This window comes from Streptomyces sp. NPDC101225 (genome assembly GCF_044767585.1).
Classification (GTDB): Bacteria; Actinomycetota; Actinomycetes; order Streptomycetales; family Streptomycetaceae; genus Streptomyces.
Genome location: NZ_JBIWOE010000017.1, coordinates 20,023 through 39,988, shown reverse-complemented (window position 1 = coordinate 39,988; position 19,966 = coordinate 20,023). Strand labels below are relative to the sequence as shown.

Annotated in this window: 17 protein-coding genes and 2 pseudogenes; 11 read left to right on the top strand and 8 right to left on the bottom strand. The window is 72.0% G+C overall.

From position 1 onward, the window contains the following. Window position 1 precedes the first annotated feature (1 nt). Window positions 2-688, bottom strand: coding sequence for a response regulator transcription factor (locus ACIRPX_RS23455; RefSeq protein WP_404197802.1), 687 nt, complete (start codon window positions 686-688; stop codon window positions 2-4). Between the two features lie 288 nt (window positions 689-976). Here ACIRPX_RS23455 and ACIRPX_RS23450 point away from each other — a divergent pair, with 288 nt between their 5' ends. From ACIRPX_RS23450 to ACIRPX_RS23415, 8 genes and pseudogenes are all read left to right on the top strand, one after another. Next, window positions 977-1,753 carry an amino acid ABC transporter ATP-binding protein gene (locus tag ACIRPX_RS23450; RefSeq protein ID WP_404197799.1) on the top strand — a complete coding sequence of 259 codons (777 nt, stop codon included), beginning with the start codon at window positions 977-979 and terminating at the stop codon, window positions 1,751-1,753. 92 nt (window positions 1,754-1,845) lie between these two features. Continuing rightward, window positions 1,846-2,688 (top strand): glutamate ABC transporter substrate-binding protein, encoded by an 843-nt coding sequence (locus ACIRPX_RS23445; RefSeq protein WP_404197796.1) that lies wholly within the window; start codon window positions 1,846-1,848, stop codon window positions 2,686-2,688. Between the two features lie 123 nt (window positions 2,689-2,811). Continuing rightward, window positions 2,812-3,477: an amino acid ABC transporter permease gene (locus tag ACIRPX_RS23440; protein WP_404197793.1), complete on the top strand. Its 666-nt coding sequence runs from the start codon at window positions 2,812-2,814 to the stop codon at window positions 3,475-3,477. Further along, window positions 3,474-4,355 (top strand): amino acid ABC transporter permease, encoded by an 882-nt coding sequence (locus tag ACIRPX_RS23435; RefSeq protein ID WP_404197791.1) that lies wholly within the window; start codon window positions 3,474-3,476, stop codon window positions 4,353-4,355. The genes ACIRPX_RS23440 and ACIRPX_RS23435 overlap by 4 nt, the downstream gene beginning before the upstream one ends. A 198-nt stretch (window positions 4,356-4,553) precedes the next feature. Continuing rightward, window positions 4,554-6,155: an FAD-dependent monooxygenase gene (locus ACIRPX_RS23430; RefSeq protein ID WP_404197788.1), complete on the top strand. Its 1,602-nt coding sequence runs from the start codon at window positions 4,554-4,556 to the stop codon at window positions 6,153-6,155. Window positions 6,156-6,273: 118 nt separating this feature from the next. Next, a complete protein-coding gene (locus tag ACIRPX_RS23425) occupies window positions 6,274-6,321 on the top strand; it encodes a hypothetical protein (protein WP_404198113.1) in 48 nt (15 codons plus the stop codon). Between the two features lie 79 nt (window positions 6,322-6,400). Continuing rightward, a pseudogene (locus ACIRPX_RS23420) lies at window positions 6,401-6,555 on the top strand (cysteine dioxygenase); the annotation flags it as partial. Further along, window positions 6,552-6,965, top strand: a complete 414-nt coding sequence (locus ACIRPX_RS23415; RefSeq protein WP_404197785.1) for a rhodanese-like domain-containing protein — start codon at window positions 6,552-6,554, stop codon at window positions 6,963-6,965. The pseudogene ACIRPX_RS23420 and the gene ACIRPX_RS23415, both read left to right, overlap by 4 nt. 55 nt (window positions 6,966-7,020) lie before the next feature. Here the strand turns inward: ACIRPX_RS23415 and recX are convergent, their stop codons facing one another. Next, window positions 7,021-7,965, bottom strand: a complete 945-nt coding sequence (gene recX, locus ACIRPX_RS23410; protein ID WP_404197782.1) for a recombination regulator RecX — start codon at window positions 7,963-7,965, stop codon at window positions 7,021-7,023. 3 nt (window positions 7,966-7,968) lie between these two features. Next, window positions 7,969-9,093 (bottom strand): recombinase RecA, encoded by a 1,125-nt coding sequence (gene recA, locus ACIRPX_RS23405; RefSeq protein WP_404197779.1) that lies wholly within the window; start codon window positions 9,091-9,093, stop codon window positions 7,969-7,971. A gap of 326 nt (window positions 9,094-9,419) precedes the next feature. On the opposite strand from recA, the gene ACIRPX_RS23400 reads away from it, so the two are divergent. Next, a complete protein-coding gene (locus tag ACIRPX_RS23400; RefSeq protein ID WP_404197776.1) occupies window positions 9,420-10,160 on the top strand; it encodes a hypothetical protein in 741 nt (246 codons plus the stop codon). Between the two features lie 180 nt (window positions 10,161-10,340). On the opposite strand, the gene ACIRPX_RS23395 is transcribed toward ACIRPX_RS23400, so the two are convergent. Both ACIRPX_RS23395 and ACIRPX_RS23390 read right to left on the bottom strand, forming a co-directional pair. After that, on the bottom strand, window positions 10,341-11,672 hold the full coding sequence (locus ACIRPX_RS23395) for an AI-2E family transporter (protein WP_404197773.1): 1,332 nt from the start codon (window positions 11,670-11,672) through the stop codon (window positions 10,341-10,343). Between the two features lie 60 nt (window positions 11,673-11,732). Next, window positions 11,733-11,927: a DUF3046 domain-containing protein gene (locus ACIRPX_RS23390; RefSeq protein ID WP_404197770.1), complete on the bottom strand. Its 195-nt coding sequence runs from the start codon at window positions 11,925-11,927 to the stop codon at window positions 11,733-11,735. 80 nt (window positions 11,928-12,007) lie between these two features. On the opposite strand from ACIRPX_RS23390, the gene ACIRPX_RS23385 reads away from it, so the two are divergent. Further along, window positions 12,008-12,982 carry a hypothetical protein gene (locus ACIRPX_RS23385; protein WP_404197768.1) on the top strand — a complete coding sequence of 325 codons (975 nt, stop codon included), beginning with the start codon at window positions 12,008-12,010 and terminating at the stop codon, window positions 12,980-12,982. An 11-nt stretch (window positions 12,983-12,993) separates the two neighbouring features. On the opposite strand, the gene ACIRPX_RS23380 is transcribed toward ACIRPX_RS23385, so the two are convergent. From ACIRPX_RS23380 to ACIRPX_RS23370, 3 genes and pseudogenes are all read right to left on the bottom strand, one after another. Further along, the gene (locus ACIRPX_RS23380) at window positions 12,994-13,302 is read right to left on the bottom strand and encodes an AzlD domain-containing protein (RefSeq protein ID WP_404197765.1); all 309 of its coding nucleotides are present in this window, start codon (window positions 13,300-13,302) and stop codon (window positions 12,994-12,996) included. Then, window positions 13,299-14,069: an AzlC family ABC transporter permease gene (locus ACIRPX_RS23375; protein ID WP_404197763.1), complete on the bottom strand. Its 771-nt coding sequence runs from the start codon at window positions 14,067-14,069 to the stop codon at window positions 13,299-13,301. The genes ACIRPX_RS23380 and ACIRPX_RS23375 overlap by 4 nt, the downstream gene beginning before the upstream one ends. A gap of 29 nt (window positions 14,070-14,098) precedes the next feature. Continuing rightward, window positions 14,099-14,935, bottom strand: a pseudogene (locus ACIRPX_RS23370) (AraC family transcriptional regulator); the annotation flags it as partial. Window positions 14,936-15,039: 104 nt separating this feature from the next. Here ACIRPX_RS23370 and ACIRPX_RS23365 point away from each other — a divergent pair. After that, complete coding sequence (locus ACIRPX_RS23365; RefSeq protein WP_404197760.1) at window positions 15,040-19,965, top strand: ATP-dependent helicase; 4,926 nt, start codon at window positions 15,040-15,042, stop codon at window positions 19,963-19,965. Window position 19,966 lies beyond the last annotated feature (1 nt).

Here is a 19,966-nt window from a genome sequence, read left to right as displayed (position 1 = left end):
GCTACGAAGCCGGGGCGACGAGCCGGTAGCCGACGCCGCGCACGGTCTCGATCAGGGCCGGCATGCGCAGTTTGGCGCGCAGGGACGCCACGTGCACCTCCAGGGTGCGGCCGGTCCCCTCCCAGCTGGTGCGCCACACCTCGCTGATGATCTGCTCCCGGCGGAAGACGACCCCGGGGCGCTGCGCGAGCAGGGCGAGCAGATCGAACTCCTTGCGGGTGAGTTGGACGACCGAACCGTCCACGCTGACCTGCCGGGTGGGCAGTTCGATGAGCACGGCCCCGAGACGCAGCGCGTCGTCGCCGCCACCCGCCGGGTCCTCGTGGGCGGTGCGCCGGCTGACGGCGTGGATCCGCGCGAGCAGTTCACCGGTGTCGTACGGCTTCACCACGTAGTCGTCGGCGCCGAGGTTGAGGCCGTGGATACGGGAGCGCACGTCGGAGCGGGCGGTGACCATGATCACCGGGGTGCCGGTGCGCTTGCGGATCTTGCCGCAGACCTCGTATCCGTCCTGGTCGGGAAGGCCCAGGTCGAGCAGGACGACGCCGAAGCAGTCGCCCTCCGGAACCAGCGCCTGCAGAGCTTCCTCGCCGCTGCGCGCGTGCGTGACGTCGAAACCGTGCCGGGCCAGAACCGCGGAGAGGGCGGCGGCCACATGGTTGTCGTCCTCGACGAGGAGCAGCCTCATCCGGTCCTCCTTCGGTTCATCGGCCGTGCGGTCGGCAGGGGTGGAGAATTCCGTGCACGCGCGCGCGTGCACCACCGCAGTCACGCTGATGGACGACGACGGCGTCAAGAGGGTTCCGGTTGCGCGCGGCTTCCGTTATCCGGCCGATACGCCCCCGCCGGGAACTGCTACGACACGTGTCCGATTGCTATCGGATCGTGATGCTCAGATTCCCCTCAGATGTAATGACGCTGGTCGTCGCCGGTTACTACTGTCCTCCGAAACCGAGGAGGACGGAGCCTGAGAGCGATGACCGAAGTATCGGTGGCCAAGGAAGACGTGGCCAGTGCAGGCGAGCTTGTCGTCCTGAAGAGCGTCAACAAGCACTTCGGCGCGTTGCACGTGCTGCAGGACATCGATCTGACGATCGCCCGCGGCGAGGTCGTGGTGGTCATCGGACCGTCCGGGTCCGGCAAGTCCACCCTGTGCCGCACCATCAACCGTCTCGAGACCGTCGACTCGGGCTCGATCGCGATCGACGGCAAGCCGCTGCCCCAGGAGGGCAGGGAGCTGGCCCGGCTGCGCGCCGACGTCGGCATGGTCTTCCAGTCCTTCAACCTCTTCGCGCACAAGACCGTGCTCGAGAACGTGATGCTGGGCCAGATCAAGGTCCGCAAGGCCGACAAGAAGAAGGCCGAGGAGAAGGCCCGGGCCCTGCTGGACCGGGTCGGCGTGGCCACGCAGGCGGACAAGTACCCCGCGCAGCTCTCCGGCGGCCAGCAGCAGCGTGTCGCCATCGCGCGTGCCCTGGCCATGGACCCGAAGGTCATGCTCTTCGACGAGCCGACGTCCGCGCTCGACCCGGAGATGATCAACGAGGTCCTCGAGGTCATGCAGCAGCTCGCCCGGGACGGCATGACCATGATCGTCGTCACCCACGAGATGGGCTTCGCACGATCGGCTGCAAACCGTGTGGTCTTCATGGCGGACGGCAGGATCGTCGAAGAGGCTCGGCCCGACCAGTTCTTCAGCAATCCGCGCAGCGACCGCGCCAAGGACTTCCTGTCGAAGATCCTGCACCACTGACGGCCGGTCCGCCCCGCCCGGCCACCGCCGGCCCCGGTCTCCACCGTCTCCGCGCCGGCTCTCAGCTCCTCACCACCCAAAGGATGTTCACCATGAAGCTCCGCAAGGTCACCGCCGCCTCGGCCGCTGTCCTCGCCCTCGCCGTGGCCGCCACGGCGTGCGGGTCCAGCGACAAGGACAAGGACAGTGGGTCGTCCGGCGGCGGAAACAAGATCAAGATCGGTATCAAGTACGACCAGCCCGGCCTCGGCCTGAAGGAGCCGAACGGCACCTTCTCCGGTTTCGACGTGGACGTGGCCACCTATGTCGCCGGGAAGCTCGGCTACAAGCCCTCGCAGATCGAGTGGGTCGAGACCAAGAGCGCCGACCGGGAGAACGCCCTCTCCCGCGGCGACGTGAAGTTCATCGCGGCCACGTACTCGATCACCGACGAGCGCAAGCAGAAGGTCGACTTCGCCGGTCCCTACTTCCTGGCCCACCAGGACCTGCTGGTGAAGAAGGACTCCGACATCACCAAGGGCACGGACCTCAACGGCAAGAACCTGTGCTCCGTGACGGGCTCCACCTCGGCGCAGAACGTCCAGAAGTCGATCGCGCCCAAGGCCAACCTCAAGGAGAACGGCGGCTACTCGGAGTGCATCGCGAGCCTCCAGAGCGGTGCCGTGGACGCGCTGACCACCGACGACTCGATCCTCGCGGGCTACGCCGCGCAGGACAAGTACAAGGGCCAGTTCAAGCTCGCCGGGCTCAAGCTCAGCAACGAGAACTACGGCATCGGTGTGAAGAAGGGTGACTCCGCGACCCTGAAGAAGATCAACGACGCCCTGACGACCATGGTCAGCGACGGCACCTGGAAGAAGGACGTCGAGAAGAACTTCGGCCCGGCCAACTACCAGTACGAGCCCGCCCCGAAGATCGGCCAGATCGTCCAGTAGGGCGAGGGCTCCGGACCGGGGCCACCGCAGGGTTTCTCAGGGGCGCGCCGCCACCCCCCGCGATCACGGCGGCGGCGCGCCACGCCCTCCTCGTACGCCACCCACCCGGAAGCGCGGGAGATCGTGTTCGACTTTCTTCAAGGTTATGACGTCCTGGGGGCGTTCTGGATGACGGTGAAACTCACCGTCCTCTCCGCCCTGGGCTCCCTGGTCTGGGGCACCCTGCTGGCCGCGATGCGGGTCAGCCCGGTCCCGCTCATGCGCGGATTCGGCACCGCCTACGTCAACATCGTCCGGAACATCCCCCTGACGGTCATCATCGTCTTCACCTCGCTCGGCCTCGCCGACATCTTCGGTGTGACGCTGGGTGCCTCCGACTTCAAGATCCAGGGCTTCCGGCTGGCGGTGCTCGGCCTCATCGCCTACCACGCGGCCTTCGTCTGCGAGGCGCTGCGCTCCGGCATCAACACCGTGCCCCTGGGCCAGGCGGAGGCGGCCAGGGCCATCGGGCTGAACTTCAGCCAGACACTCCGGCTGATCGTGCTGCCGCAGGCCTTCCGATCGGTGATCGGCCCGCTGGCCAACGTCCTGATCGCGCTGACCAAGAACACCACCGTGGCGTCCGCGATCGGCGTGGCCGAGGCCGCCTACCTGATGAAGACGATGATCGAGAACGAGGCCCAGACGCTGCTCATCGGCGCGGTCTTCGCCTTCGGCTTCGTCGTACTGACCCTGCCGACCGGCCTGTTCCTGGGCTGGCTCGGCAAGCGAATGGCGGTGAAGCGATGAGCTCCGTCCTCTACGACACCCCCGGCCCCCGGGCCAGGCGGCGCAACGTCCTCCTCTCGGTGCTCTTCGTCCTGCTGCTCGCCCTGCTGGTGTGGTGGGTCTGGCAGACGATGGACGACAAGGGCCAGCTGAAGTGGTCCCTCTGGGAGCCGTTCACGACCTCCGACGCGTGGACGACGTATCTGCTGCCCGGCCTCGGCGACACGCTGAAGGCCGCCGCGCTGTCCATGGTCATCGCGCTCCCGCTGGGCGCCTTCTTCGGCATCGCGCGCATGTCCGAACACCGTTGGGTCCGTGGTCCGGCGGCCGTCGTGGTCGAGTTCTTCCGCTCGATCCCGGTCCTGCTGCTGATGCTGTTCGCCAACGAGTTCTACGCCCGCTCCACCGGCGTCGGCACCGAGGACCGGCCCCTGTACGCGGTCATCACGGGCCTGGTGCTCTACAACGCCTCGGTCCTCGCCGAGATCGTGCGGGCCGGCATCCTCGCGCTCCCCAAGGGACAGACGGAAGCCTCGTACGCGATCGGTCTGCGCAAGAGCCAGACGATGGCCGGCATCCTGCTCCCGCAGGCCGTCACCGCCATGCTGCCGGCCATCGTCAGCCAGCTCGTGGTCATCGTGAAGGACACGGCGCTCGGCGGCGTGATGATCGGCTACACGGAGCTGCTCAACGCACGCAGCACGCTGGCCGCCAACTACGCCAACGTGATCCAGAGCTTCGTCGTGGTGGCGATCATCTACATCATCGTCAACTTCCTCCTCACCAGCTTCGCCGGCTGGCTGGAGGGCAGGCTGCGGCGCAGCAAGCGCAGCACCGGCGCGGTCCTCGGCGCCGAGGACGCCGTCGAGCTCAATGCGGCCGAGGTTCACGGCCCCTAGGGAGCCGGTGCCGATACCTGATGATCAGTCAAGTGGCATGAACGGCGCACGGGGGCAGTGGCATGATCGCCACTGCCCCCGTCGCTTGACGCAAACCCCGCCAATGGGTTGCATACGTTCTGTGATCGTGCACCCTGCTCCAACCCTCTGTTCACATGCGTCCGCGAGGACATCGCCGCGGTCAGGGGGCGCCGCGCCGTGGACCCGGTGATCATCGTCGGAGCGGGGCCCGTCGGGCTCACGCTCGCCCTGGCGCTGGCCCGTCAGGACGTGCCTGCCGTCGTGCTGGACGAGGGCCCCGGCAAGGACGAACAACGTCCCGCGCGCACCGTGGTCCTGCGCGAGGAGACCGCCGCGCTGCTGGAGCGGCTGACGAGCCTGCCGCTCTCGCGGGAGGGGGCCCACTGGGCCGCATGGCGGTCCGTACGGCGCAAGCAGGTGATGCGCGAGGTCACGTTCGGCGACGACGAGCCCTCCCCCCTGCACATCGCCCAGCACGTCCTGACCGGCGCCCTGCGCGAGGCCCTGGCCGCCGAGCGCCTGGTGCAGGTCGTCGTGGACAGCCGCCTCGACGGCGTCGAGCAGGAGGCCTCGGGCGTCACCGCCCACACCCGCGGCCCCCAGGGCACGTACTGGCGTGGCAGTTACCTGGTCGGCTGCGACGGCCCGCGCTCCACCGTGCGCAAGCTCCTGGACATCCGCTTCCCCGGCCGTACGGCGGTGGAGCGACACGCCGTGGCCACACTGCGCACGGAACTTCCGTGGCCGGACGAGGCGTTGCTCCATCGGATGCCGCCGTGGCGGACGTCCGGGCCCCCGGCCGCGGAGGTGACCGCCCGCCCCCTCCCGGACGACGTGTGGCGCCTGGACTGGCTGCTGCCGCCGGGCAAGGACCTGGTCACGCCCGAACTGCTGCTGGCACGCGTCCGGGAGACGCTCGGCGGCTGGTCGGGCGGCTCGGCGCCGGCGTACGAGCTCCTCGACACCGGCGTGCACACCGTCCATCACCGGCTGGCCCGGCGGTGGCGGGCCAGCCGGGTCTTCCTCGCCGGGGACGCGGCACACCTGCTCGGCGCGCTGGGCACGCAAGGACTCGACGAGGGGCTCAAGGACGCCGACAACCTGGCCTGGAAGCTGGCGCTGGCCTGGCATCACGGGCCGCACGAGGCCCTGCTCGACAGCTACCAGGCGGAGCGGCGCGGAATCGTCGCCGCCCGGCTGCGCGCCGCCGACCAGGTGCTGCCGCTGCTGCGCGGCGGAGGAGGGCTGCGCGCGTACGTGCCCGGCTCGGCCCGCGGTCACGACGCGCTGCTCACGGACGGTCACCTGGGGCGCGGTGCGCTCGGTGCGCCGGGGGCGTACGACCACTCGCCGCTGGCGCCCCGGCACCTGGAGGCCGAGGTCCCGGTGGGCACGGCGCCCGGCGCCGCGGTCACCGATGTGCGCGTCACCGCGGAGGACGGTTCCTTCGTGCAGCTGCGGGACCGGCTGGGACACGATGCCCTGCTGGTGGTGCTGGTCGCGCCCGGCACGGGGGTGTGGGCGCGCAAGCACTGGGTGAGCGCCGGGATCATGCCGCGGCTGGCGGCCGCGGTGGCCGCGCTGCCACACCGGGCCGAGCTGCTGGTCGCCGAGAGCTACCCCGGTGCGGCCCCGCACACGGTGCTGCTGGTGCGCCCCGACGGTCACCTGGTCACGGCGCTGGGCGGCGTGCGCCCGGCCGACCTGTACGCGGCGGCGGAAACCACGCTCGGCGGGCCGGCGAAGGAGGAGGCCACGGTCGGCCCGGCCGCGAAGTGACCGTACGCACCGTCACCCCGTGGTCCGGTCAGTGACGGTGAGTTGACCGTTCTGCACCACCGACGGTCTACTCCGGATCGTGACCGACACCTTGACGCGCCTGTGGCGGAGGGTCCACATGGACCTCGTCCGCTACTCGGGCTGCGTGTGTCGCCCGTCCTGCTGAATTCGCATCACTTTTTTCCGAGCGCGCCTCAGTGCTTCCACGCGCCCCCTCGCGAACTCTTCAGGACGTGTCCCATGTCCGTCATCACGTCCACGAGGTGCTCAACGAGTCCACCGCACGGCTGCGGTCTCCGTCCACGCCTCCTGTCCGCCCCTGCCCCGGATCGGCCGCTACAGTCGCACGGGCCAAGTGCTCCGTCTGGAGCAGGTCGAGCTCCCGGAGGAGTGGCAGTGAGCGGGACGGCGAACGGCGCGGGCGAACGGCCCGTCGGCATCGACGAGTTGCTGGAGCGGATACGCCAGGGCTACGAGCGCATCGAGCCCGGCGAGGCGTACGACGCCGCCGAGGCCGGCGAGGCGCTCCTCGTCGACATCCGCTATGCCGCCCTGCGCGAGCGGGACGGCGTGATCCCCGGCGCCCTCGTCGTCGAGCGCAACGAACTGGAGTGGCGCCTCGACCCTCAGGGCAGCCACCGCCTGCCCGAAGCCACCGGTCACGACGTGCGGGTCGTGGTGATCTGCAACGAGGGCTACGCCTCCAGCCTCGCGGCGGCGTCCCTGCACCGGCTGGGGCTCGGCCGGGCAACCGATCTGGTCGGCGGATTCCAGGCATGGAAGGCGGCGGGGCTGCCGGTGACGCCGTAGGCGGGCGCGGATCGTCGTCCGGCACGCGAACGGCTCCCGCCGTGCCGGGCCCGCGTCAGAACCCCTCGTCCCCGAGGAACTCCGTGTCCTCGCCCTCTTCCTCCAGCGCCTGCCGTACCACCCGCAGGGCCATGCCCTGGGGGTAGCCCTTGCGGGCGAGCATGCCCGCGAGACGGCGCAGCCGCTTGTCCCGGTCGAGGCCGCGTGTGGCCCGCAGCTTGCGGGTGACGAGGTCGCGAGCGGTCGCCTCCTCCTGCTCGGAGTCGAGCCGGGAGACGGCCTCGTCGATCAGCGTGGAGTCGACGCCCTTGGTGCGCAGCTCCTGGGCCAGGGCCCGCCTGGCCAGGCCGCGGCCGTGGTGCCGGGACTCCACCCAGGCGCCCGCGAACGCGCCGTCGTCGATCAGCCCGACCTCCTCGAACCGCGACAGCACCTCCTCCGCGGCGTCGTCGGGGATCTCCCGCTTGCGCAGGGCGTCCGCGAGCTGCTTGCGCGTGCGCGGGGTCCCGGTGAGCAGGCGCAGGCAGATCGCCCGTGCCCGCTCCACCGGGTCCCCTGAGGACTCCTCCTGCTCGGCCCTCGACGAAGAGGAGGAGCCCCCGTCCTGATCGGACGCCTCGTCGCGACGCCGCCGGCGGCGTCCGCGGGAACCGCCGGCGCCACGGGCTCCGTCACGAGCCCCACCGCCCCGGCGAGAGCGGCCACGGGACGAGCCGAAACCCTCCGGCGCCCCGTCGTCGCGCCGTTCCCCGCCGCCCGACCCGTCGTGGTACGAGCCGTCGTCGTCGCCCGAGCCGTCGTCACCGAACGGCCCGTCTGCGCCGTACGAGCCCCGCGCGTCGTACGGCGCGGCGCGGCCGTGTCCTCCGTCCGCGCCGTGCCCCGCATCGTCACCGTACGCGGCGCGGCCCGGCCCGGCGGCTCCCCCGTCGTTCCCGCCGCTCCGCTCACCCGCGGCGTCCTGGTAGGCGTACTCGGCCCAGTCGGTTCGCCGTGTCATGCGTCAGCTCTTGGCAGCCGGAGCCTTGGCCTTGGCCGCCTTGGCCGCCGGGACGGGCACCGACTTCGCGGCGTCGCCCGCGGTGGCCGAGACAGCGGCGTCCGCACCGGGCTCCGCGGCCGGATTCTCCGGACGCACTCCGACGCCCAGCTTCTCCTTGATCTTCTTCTCGATCTCGTTGGCCAGGTCGGGGTTGTCCTTGAGGAAGTTGCGCGCGTTCTCCTTGCCCTGGCCGAGCTGGTCGCCCTCGTACGTGTACCAGGCACCGGCCTTGCGCACGAAGCCGTGCTCCACGCCCATGTCGATCAAACCGCCCTCGCGGCTGATGCCCTGCCCGTAGAGGATGTCGAACTCGGCCTGCTTGAAGGGCGGCGCGACCTTGTTCTTGACGACCTTGCAGCGGGTGCGGTTGCCGACCGCGTCCGTGCCGTCCTTCAGGGTCTCGATGCGGCGGATGTCGATACGCACCGAGGCGTAGAACTTCAGCGCCCGGCCACCGGTCGTGGTCTCCGGGGAGCCGAACATCACGCCGATCTTCTCGCGGAGCTGGTTGATGAAGATCGCGGTGGTCTTGGACTGGTTGAGCGCACTGGTGATCTTCCGCAGTGCCTGGCTCATCAGACGGGCCTGCAGACCGACGTGGCTGTCGCCCATCTCGCCCTCGATCTCCGCGCGCGGGACGAGCGCGGCGACGGAGTCGATGACGATGAGGTCGAGGGCGCCGGAGCGGACCAGCATGTCCACGATCTCCAGGGCCTGCTCGCCGTTGTCCGGCTGGGAGAGGATCAGGTTGTCGATGTCGACGCCGAGCTTCTTGGCGTACTCGGGGTCGAGGGCGTGCTCCGCGTCCACGAAGGCGACCTGGCCGCCGGCCTTCTGCGCGTTCGCCACCGCGTGCAGGGTCAGGGTCGTCTTGCCGGACGACTCCGGACCGTAGATCTCGACGACGCGGCCGCGCGGCAGGCCGCCGACGCCCAGGGCCACGTCGAGCGCGGTCGACCCGGTCGGGATGACCTCGATGGGCTCCATCGACCGCTCGCCCATGCGCATGACCGCGCCCTTGCCGAATTGCCGTTCAATCTGTGCGAGAGCGGCATCGAGGGCCTTCTCGCGGTCGGTTCCTGCCATGGGTTCCACCCGATTTGCTTGAGTCGATCGCTTCACGTCAAAGACGCTAACGCCTGCCACTGACAATGCGCCCCGACGCCCGTCCGGCCTGTGGACAACTCGGGCACTTCTCCGTCCGAACCGGGTTGAACCACCCGCCGAGAACCTCACCGGAACCTCCATGAGAATGGATGTTCGATTTTTGTGTCAAGCGCACCACGCGGCACACCGGCACACTCCCGGTGTGCCGGTACGGAGTTGGTGCCCCGCGCTACTTCTTGTGGCGTACGGCGGGTGTCTTCGGCGGGACGACGACGGGGCGTGGGTGCTCTCGCGACGCTGAGGGCATGAAGACCCGGAAGAGCAGCAAGACCGCCTACGCCGTCGGCCTCGTCCTGATCCTCTCCGGCCTCGTGCATCTGGTGGTGTTCGCCGTCGACGGCGGCCCCTGGTACGGGCCCGTGTCCTGGCGCAAGCCCGTCACCTTCGGGCTGTCCTTCGGGGCGACGCTGATCGCGGTCACCTGGGTGACGTCGTACCTGCGCATCGGTGCGCGGCCGCGTGCCCTGCTGCTCGCCGTGTTCACCGCCGACTGCGTCGTGGAGGTCGGCGGCATCACCCTTCAGGCGTGGCGCCGGGTGCCCTCGCACCTCGACATGGAGACGCCCTTCGACACCGCGGTGTCCATGGTGCTCGCGGTGGGGGGCGGCGTCCTCGTGGTGCTGCTCAGCGTGTTCGCCGTCGCCTCGTTCCGGCGGCGGCCCACGGGTCCCGCCGGGATGGCCCTGGCGGTCCGTTCCGGCTTCGCGATCCTGCTGGTGGGGCTCGCCTCGGGCGCCGCGATGATCGCGCGCGGTGTCGTACTCACCCGCACCGGGCACCAGGAGGCGGCGTACCACTCGACGGCCCCGCTCAAGCCGTTGCACGCGGCCGGTCTGCATGCGGTCCTGGTGCTGCCGGCGCTGACCTGGCTGCTGTCCCGCACGTCCTGGAGCGAGCCGGTCCGGCGGCGGATCGTGGCGGCGGCGACCGGTTGCTACGTGGTGGCCGTCGTCGGCGCCGGGGTGTGGGCGGTGCTCACGTACTGAGCGGGACGGAAGAGGGCACCGGCGGAGGGGACACCTCAGGGCGCGTCAGCGCGCGACCGCCCCTGCGCTCCGGCGCCTTGATGTCCTGGTGCCTCGGTGCCTCGGTGCCTCGGTGCCTCGGTGCCTTGGTGCCTCGGTGCCTTGGTGCCTCGATGCCTCGGTGTCTTGGTGCTCAGTGCCTCAGGAGGAGCCCTGCCCCGGCCGACTCGGCTCACTCGGCTCACTCGGCTCACTCGGCTCACTCGGCTCCCGCGGCTCACTCGGCTCCCGCAGCGCCTCCCCCGTCACCGCCGTCCGCCGCCCCCACAGCACCCGCGCGCGCGTGAGCAGTCCCGTCCCCGGTCCTCCTCGACGGTGCCCGTGGACCCGGGGGTCGTCCGTGACCGCGTACCGCTTCACGTACGCCCCCAGGAACGCCTGCAGTGTGGCCACCGCCGGGATGGCGATCAGCGCGCCGACGGCACCGAGGAGGGCGGTGCCGGCGATGACCGAGCCGAAGGCGACGGCGGGGTGGATGTCGACGGTCTTCGAGGTCAGCTTGGGCTGGAGCATGTAGTTCTCGAACTGCTGGTAGATCACGACGAAGACCAGCACCCACAGCGCGTACCAGGGATCGACCGTGAACGCGATCAGCATGGGCAGGGCGCCCGCCAGGTAGGTGCCGATGGTCGGGATGAACTGCGAGACCAGGCCCACCCAGACGCCGAGCACGGGCGCGTAGGGGACGCCCAGGATCTGCAGCAGGATGTAGTGGGCTATGCCGGAGATCAGGGCCATCAGGCCGCGCGAGTAGATGTAGCCGCCGGTCTTGTCGACGGCGATCTCCCACGCGCGCAGCACCTCGGCCTGCCGTGCGGGCGGCAGTACGGAGCAGATCGTCCGCCGCAGCCGGGGGCCGTCGGCGGCGAAGTAGAACGAGAACAGGGCGATCGTCAGCAGCTGGAAGAGCCCGCCGAGGACCTGCGCGGACACGTCCAGCACGCCGGTGGCGCTGTGCTGCACGTAGTTGCGCAGCCAGTCGGAGCGGAGCAGGCCCTCCTGGACGTCCACGCTCTTGAGGTCGGTGTGGAAGTGGGTGTTGATCCAGTTGATGACGGAGTCGAGGTAGTCCGGGAAGTCCTCGACGATCTTGATGATCTGTCCCGCCAGCATGGAGCCGAGCAGGATGACGAATCCCGCGGACACGATCATCACGGCGATGAAGACGATGCCGGCGGCCAGCCCCCTGCGCATCCCGCGCGAGGCCATCCAGCCCACCGCGGGCTCGATGGCGAGGGCCAGGAAGAACGCGATGACGATGTTGATCAACAGGCCGGTGAGCTGGTGGAAGGCCCATGTGCCCAGCTGGAGGGCGGCGTAGAGACCGAGAACGAGCACCGCGGCGCGCGGCAGCCAGCGCGGCATGCCGACACCCGGCCCGGTGGCCGGCTCGGCCGGGGGCCGGCCGGGCGGCGTCGTGCCGGACGGGGATGCCTGCCGGGCCGTCTGCCCGGTCTCGTCAGTGGGTGCCACGGATCAAGTCTCGCCCACCGGTCCGACAATCAACTGCCGTCCTGCGATCTCCGTGACCGATCAGTGCCTCTCCCGCGGAACGTCCATGACCGTGCAGACCACGCGCCAGACCTCCTTGGCGTCCCACCCCGCGTCCAGCGCCTCGTGCACCGTGCGGCCGCCGAGCTCCGCCATCACGTGGTCGCGCGCGAAGGTGTCGGCGTACCCCGAACCGAAGTGATCCGCCATCCGCTGCCAGAAGACCGTCAACCGCATGACACCAGTATCCCGCCCCAGGGGGTGGGCCTGCGCCGGTACCCGTTGCCGAGACCGCTTTCCGCTCTACGGTCTGTCGCATGTCCGAAACAGGAGTCTCCCCACTCCCTGCCACGTCCCCGGCGCGCTCCCCGCTCTTCCGCGCCGAGCACTTCGTCTGGCTCACCGCGCGCGTGCTGGAACAGCGCCTTTTCGCCCACCACTTCCTGAACGGGGGCGCGGACCCGGTGGAGACCGCGCTCGACGCCTACCGCAACGAGGACGGTGGGTACGGCCACGCCCTGGACCCGAATCTGCGCGGCCCGGTCAGCCAGCCGCTGCACGCCGGGCAGGCGCTGCGTGTCCTGGACGCCATCGGGCGCTGCGGCGGGCAGCGCGTGGAACACGTGTGCCGGTACCTGACCGCCGTCTCCAGGGCGGACGGCGCGCTGCCGGCCGTCTGCTCCGGCCAGCGCGGCTATCCGGCGGCCCCGTTCCTCCCGGTCGTGGACGACGCGCCGAGCGAACTCCTCACCACGGGGCCGGTGGTGGGCCTGCTGAACCGCAACGCGGTGTGGCACGCCTGGCTGTTCAGGGCGGCGGACTTCTGCTGGGACGCGGTCGACTCGCTGGACAGGTCGCACCCCTACGAGATCCAGGCCGCCGTGACCTTCCTGGACTCCGCCCCCGACCGCCGGCGCGCGGAGGCGGCCGCGGCCCGACTCGGCCGCCTGGTGCGAGAACAGCGGCTCGCGGCGCTCGAACCCGACCGCCTGGACACCTGTCCCCTCGCCCCCGGCTACCTGCCCGGCGAGCAGCACTTCCCGCACGACTACGCGAAGACACCGAGGTCCCTCGCACGCGCGTGGTTCACGGACGCGGAGATGGCGCGCTCCCTCGACCACCTCGCGGACGCGCAGCAGGAGGACGGCGGCTGGCCGATCCTGCCCCACGCCGCCACGCACGGGTGGTACGCCCGGCGCGCGTGGGCGCCGGGCATCGCCCTGGAGACTCGCCCCATGGTGACCGTCGAGGCACTGCGCACGCTGAGGGCGTACGGGCGGTCGATCGGCTGACCCGGGCGCCGTCAGCCGCCCATGGCCCGCACCCCGGCGGTGACCAGCACGGCCGCCGCCACCACGAGCAGGAACGGGGCGCGCAGGACCAGCGCCACGGCGGCCGCGCCGAGCCCGGCGACGCGTGCGTCGAGCACCAGGGTGTGGCCGTCGGCGAAGGCCTGCTGGGCCGTCAGCGCGGCCAGGAGCGCCACGGGCAGGAGCGCGGCAAGCCGCCTGACGAGAGGCTTCTCGAGGGCGCCCGCGGGCACGAGCAGTCCGGCGAGCTTGACGGCGTAGCAGCCGACGGCGGTCGCGCCGATCGCGATCCAGGTGTTCAACGGTCTTCCTCTGGTGCGTCTGGTACGTCGTTCTGGTGGGCGTGGCCGGGTGCGGCGCCCCTGCGGCGGCCCTCCAGGAAGAGGACGGCGGGCGCCGCGAGGCCGGCCAGCAGGACGGGCACTCCGGCGGGCAGTACGGGCAGCAGGCCCAGTCCCAGGAGGACGGCGAGGCCGGCGACGGCGCGCTCGGTGCCGGTCTTGAGCATCGGCGCGAGCAGCGCCAGGAAGACCGCGGGCCCGGCCGCGTCGAGGCCCCACGCGTCGGTGTCCCCGATGGCCTGGGCGCCCAGTGCGCCGAGCAGCGTGGTGAGGTTCCACAGCACGTACAGGCTGAGCCCGGTGACGGTGAACCCGATCCGTGTGGCCCGACGCGTGGGCTGGGCCAGCGCCACCGCCGTGGTCTCGTCGATGACCCACTGGGCGGCGAACGGCCGCACCGCGCGCGGGAGGGCCAGCAACTGCGACAGGCGCAGTCCGTAGAAGGCGTTGCGGACGCCCAGGAAGAAGGCGCCCGCCGCCGCCGTGAGCGGATTGCCGCCGGCGGCGAGCGCGCCCACCAGGGCGAACTGGGACGCGCCGGTGAACACCAGGAGGCTGAGCGCACAGGTCTGCAGGAGCGTGAGCCCGCTGCCGGCCGAGGTCACCCCGAAGGCGAAGCCGGACACGCCCACGGCGACGCCGACGCCGAGGGCGTCCCGGAAGACGGCGGCATCGGTCTTCCCGCCGTCCTCGGCGCCTATGTCTGCGAGAGCTGTCTGTTCTGCCACGACTCGGACGGTAGGAGCAGTCACCCGCGCGCGTCTTGTACGTTCTTGCGCTCCCGCCGGTAGGCACCCGGGGGCACGCCGACGATGCGGGTGAAGTGCCGGTTCAGGTGCGGCTGGTCGGTGAACCCCACGGCCACCGCCGCCTCCGCGGGCGTCGTGCCGGCGTCCAGCAGCCGTCGCGCCTGCCGCACCCGGGCGTCGGTGAGCCAGGTGTGGGGCGGCATCCCGTAGGCGTCCCGGAAGGCCCGCAGCAGCGCGAACGGGCTGGTGCCGAGGCCGGCCGCGAGCTTCTCCAGGCTCGGCGGCTCGGCCATCCGCTCCTCGAGCGCGGCACGGGCGCGTGCCGCGATCCTGGCCCCCGCCGTCCGCACCTCCCGCTGCGGCAGCGGCCCGCCGTTGAGCCGGAGCAGCCGGGTCACGGCGACGCGCAGCAGGGTGTCGGCGGCCAGCGCGTTGCCGTCCTCCGTAGCCCGCAGCACCTGATGGACCAGCTGCACGGTGCGGGGATCGTCGAGCACCGGGCTGACGAAGCCGGGCGTCCCGCGGATCAGGGTGGTCTCCGCCGCGATCTCGGCCACGACCTGCGGCGACGGGTAGACGGCCCCGTACCGCCATCCCTCGGGCACTCCGGCCCGCCCGGTGTGCGTGGTGTCGGGGTTGACGAGGGCGAGCGCCCCGGCACCGGCGTACTGGTCGGCGCCGCGGTGGTGGAAGACCTCGACCCCGTCCGCGATGGCGGCGATGACGAAGTTCTCGTGGGTGTGCCGTACGAACGTCTTGCGGATGTAGCGGGCGCGCAGCAGATCGACCCCCGGCAGCTGGGCGTACCGCCAGTGCCGCGCCGCCTCCTTCCCCGAACCTGCCATGCCCCCATTCTCCGCGAGGCCGGGCACGGCTCGCCCCGCCCCCACCCTCGGCGCCACGTCACCGCGTCAGAGCCATTGTCAGTGGACAGGTGCAGGATGGACGCATGGTCAGCTCCGCACACCGGGCCCTCGACGGCTTCTCCCCCGCGACCCGCGGCTGGTTCACGGGGGCCTTCTCCGCGCCCACCGCGGCCCAGGCGGGCGCGTGGCAGGCCATCGGAGCGGGCTCGGACGTGCTGGTGGTCGCCCCGACCGGTTCCGGCAAGACCCTCGCCGCGTTCCTCGCAGCGCTCGACCAACTGGCCTCGACACCCCCGCCTGCCGACCCGAGGAAGCGCTGCCGCGTCCTGTACGTGTCGCCGCTGAAGGCCCTCGCGGTCGACGTCGAGCGCAACCTCCGCAGCCCGCTGACCGGCATCCGCCAGGAATCCGTGCGCCTGGGCCTGCCCGAGCCCGAGGTGAAGGTGGGCATCCGCTCGGGCGACACCCCCGCCGCCGAGCGCCGCGCCCTGTCCACGCGGCCCCCGGACATCCTGATCACCACGCCTGAGTCGCTGTTCCTGATGCTGACGTCGGCCACGCGTGACGCGCTGACCGGCGTGGAGACGGTGATCCTGGACGAGGTGCACGCGGTGGCGGGCACCAAGCGCGGCGCGCATCTCGCGCTCTCCCTGGAACGGCTGGACGAGCTGCTGCCGAAGCCGGCCCGCCGCATCGGCCTGTCGGCGACCGTCCGCCCGGTGGACGAGATCGCGCGGTATCTCTCACCGCGCCGCAAGGTGGAGATCGTCCAGCCGGCGTCGGGCAAGGAGTTCGACCTCTCGGTGGTCGTCCCCGTCGAGGACCTGGGCGAACTGGGCGGCTCGCCGGTCGCCGACGGCTCCGAGGGCGCGGAGCGGCCGTCGATCTGGCCCCATGTCGAGGAGCGGATCACCGATCTGGTCCAGGCCCACCGCTCCACCATCGTGTTCGCCAACTCCCGCCGCCTCGCGGAGCGCCTGTGCAACAGGCTCAACGAGATCGCGTACGAGCGCGCCACCGGCGAACCACTGGACGAGCACCACGCCCCGGCCGAGCTCATGGGCGGCTCCGGAGCGGCCCAGGGCGCCCCGCCCGTGATCGCGCGCGCCCACCACGGCTCGGTCTCCAAGGAGCAGCGCGCGCTCGTCGAGGAGGACCTCAAGGCCGGCCGGCTGCCCGCCGTGGTCGCCACCTCCAGCCTGGAGCTGGGCATCGACATGGGTGCGGTGGACCTCGTGGTCCAGGTGGAGTCCCCGCCCTCCGTCGCCTCCGGCCTGCAGCGTGTGGGCCGCGCAGGTCACCAGGTGGGCGCGGTCTCCACCGGCGTGGTCTTCCCGAAGTACCGCGGCGACCTCGTGCAGGCGGCGGTGGTCACCGAGCGCATGCGCACCGGCTCCATCGAGTCCCTGAGGGTGCCCGCCAATCCCCTGGACGTCCTGGCCCAGCAGATCGTGGCCATGACGGCGCTGGACACCTGGCAGGTCGACGACCTGCTCGCCACGGTCCGCCGCGCCGCCCCCTTCGCCTCCCTCCCCGAGTCGGCGTTCACGGCGGTCCTGGACATGCTCGCGGGCCGCTATCCGTCCGACGCCTTCGCCGAGCTGCGCCCGCGTGTGGTGTGGGACCGCGTCGCCGGCACGGTCACCGGCCGGCCCGGTGCCCAGCGCCTCGCCGTCACCTCCGGGGGCACGATCCCGGACCGCGGCCTCTTCGGGGTGTTCCTCGCCGGTTCCGACCCCAAGAAGGGCGGCGGCCGGGTCGGCGAGCTCGACGAGGAGATGGTCTACGAGTCACGCGTGGGCGACGTCTTCACGCTCGGCACCAGCTCCTGGCGCATCGAGGACATCACCCGCGACCGCGTCCTGGTCTCCCCCGCGCCGGGCGTGCCGGGCCGGCTCCCCTTCTGGAAGGGCGACCAGCTGGGCCGCCCGCTCGAACTGGGCCGCGCGGTGGGCCGGTTCCTGCGCGAGGTCGGCTCGCTCGCCAAGGAGGACGCCCGGCTGCGCCTGGTCGCGGCGGGTCTGGACGCCTGGGCCGCGGACAACGTCCTGTCGTACCTGGACGAGCAGCGCGCGGCCTGCGGCCACGTCCCGGACGACCGCACCATCGTCGTCGAGCGCTTCCGCGACGAGCTCGGCGACTGGCGTGTGGTCGTGCACTCCCCCTTCGGCGCCCAGGTGCACGCCCCGTGGGCGCTCGCCCTCGGCGCCAAGCTCTCCGAGCGGTACGGCATGGACGCCCAGGTGATGCACGCCGACGACGGCATCGTGCTGCGCCTGCCGGACGCCGACCTGATGGGCCTGGACCTGCTCGACCAGGAGCCGATGAAGGCGGGTTCCGAGTACGACGCCGAGCAGGCGCCCGTCGGCGCGGCGGACGTCGTCTTCGACAAGGGCGAGGTCGACCAGGTCGTGACCGACCAGGTCGGCGGATCGGCCCTGTTCGCCTCCCGCTTCCGCGAGTGCGCGGCCCGCGCGCTGCTGCTGCCCCGGCGCAACCCGGGCAAGCGCACGCCCCTGTGGCAGCAGCGCCAGCGCGCCGCCCAACTGCTGCAGGTGGCGAGCGAGTTCGGCTCGTTCCCGATCGTCCTGGAGGCGGTCCGCGAGTGCCTCCAGGACGTCTTCGACGTCCCCGGACTCGTCGAGCTGATGGGCGACCTGGAGTCCCGCAAGGTGCGCCTGGTCGAGGTCACCACCACCGAGCCGTCCCCCTTCGCCCGCTCCCTCCTGTTCGGCTACGTCGCCCAGTTCCTGTACGAGGGGGACTCCCCGCTCGCCGAGCGCCGTGCCGCCGCGCTCTCCCTCGACTCACGGCTGCTGGCCGAGCTGCTCGGCCAGGCGGAGCTGCGCGAGCTGCTCGACGCCGAGGTGCTGACCGAGCTGGAGCGTGAGCTGCAGTGGCTCACCGAGGACCGCCGCGCCAAGGACGCCGAGGGCGTCGCGGACCTCCTGCGCCTGCTCGGCCCGCTCACCGACGCCGAGCTGGCCGAGCGTGGCGCCGAACCGCCGTGGGCGCGGGAACTGGCCGGTGCCCGCCGAGCGATCAAGGTCCGCATCGGCGGCGCCGACCACTGGGCGGCGATCGAGGACGCGGGCCGCCTGCGCGATGCCCTCGGCACCGCACTGCCGGTCGGTGTCCCGGAAGCGTTCACGGAGCCCGTCAAGGACCCGCTCGGCGACCTCCTCGCCCGGTACGCGCGCACCCACGGCCCCTTCACGTCGGCCACCGCGGCCGCCCGCTTCGGCCTCGGCGTGGCGGTCACGGAGGGCGCGCTGCAGCGCCTCGCCGCGAACGGCCGTGTCGTGCAGGGGGAGTTCCACCCCGCCGGCATCGGCCAGGAGTGGTGCGACGCCACCGTGCTGCGCCGGCTGCGCCGCCGCTCCCTGGCCGCTCTGCGGCACGAGGTGGAGCCGGTGGGGCCGGCCGCGCTCGCCCAGTTCCTGCCCCAGTGGCAGCACATCGGCAAGGGGCACGGGCTGCGCGGCGTCGACGGACTGGTGCGTGCCGTCGAGCAGTTGCAGGGCGCGTCCGTGCCCGCGTCGGCCCTGGAGAAGCTGGTCCTGCCGTCCCGCGTCGCCCACTACACGCCCGCGATGCTCGACGAACTCACCTCCGCCGGAGAGCTCGTCTGGGCCGGTGCGGGCGCCCTCCCCGGCAAGGACGGCTGGATCTCCCTGTACCTCGCGGACGCCGCCCCGCTGCTCCTGCCTCCGCCACACCCCCTGGAGCTGACGGCGCTGCACCAATCGGTCCTGGACGCCCTCTCCGGGGGCTACGGCCTGTTCTTCCGCCAGATCGCCGACCAGGTCCGCGCGACCACCCACCCCGACGCCACCGATCCCCACCTGGCCGACGCCGTCTGGGACCTGGCCTGGTCGGGCCGCCTCACCAACGACACGCTGTCCCCCCTGCGCTCCCTGCTCGGCTCGGGCCGCACCACGGGCTCGACGGCCCACCGCGCCAAGCGCAACGTCCCGCGCGGGCGCTACGGCTCCCTCACCGCCGCCGTCCGCCCCGCCTCCCGCGGCGGCCCGCCGACCGTCGCCGGCCGCTGGTCCCTGCTCCCGGCGCCCGAGGCCGATCCCACGGTGCGCGCTCACGCCCTCGCCCGCACCCTCCTGGACCGGCACGGCGTGGTCACCCGGGGAGCCGTCGCCGCGGAGGGCGTCGAGGGCGGCTTCTCGGCGACGTACCGCGTCCTGTCCGTCTTCGAGGAGAGCGGCCAGGCCAGGCGCGGCTATGTGGTGGAGGGCCTCGGCGCGGCGCAGTTCGCGATGGACGGCGCGGTGGACCGCCTGCGCGCGGTGTCGAACGCCCGTGACCGCGGCGAAGCCCTGCCGCCGCAGCCGCCCTCCGACGGTGCAGATGCGCCCTACGGCGGCGATCTCGACGCCGGCTTCGGCGGCGACCCCACCACCGGATTCGGCATCCGGTTCGACGATTCGTTCGGCGCCGGGTTCGAGGCATCCCCCACCGACGGATCCGGCCCCCGCACCCCCCGCGCCGCTCCCCACGAATACGTCTCCCCTCGCGACTTCCCCCCGGCAGGACCCCGCGGCCCGCAGTCCGGCTTCGGACCCGCGGCGTACGGCTCCGGACGCGGCACCGGCACATCCGGCTCCCGGGCCGTCGTCCTGGCCGCCGCCGACCCGGCGAACGCGTACGGCGCCGCCCTCCCCTGGCCGGAGCCCCCGACCGGAGCGGGCCACAAGCCCGGCCGGAAGGCGGGCTCGCTGGTGGTCCTCGTCGACGGCGAGCTGACCCTCTACATGGAGCGCGGCGGCAAGACCCTGCTGGCCTGGCCCGCCGACCCGGACGGCGGGGCGACCGACGATCCGCGCCTCCGGGAAGCCGCCCAGGCCCTGGCCGCGGCCGCCAAGGCGGGCTCGCTCGGCACGGTCACCGTGGAGCGGGTGAACGGCGCCTCCGCCCTGACGTCCCCCATCGGCACCCTTCTGGAAGGAGCGGGCTTCATCGCCACCCCACGCGGCCTGCGGCTTCGCGCATGAG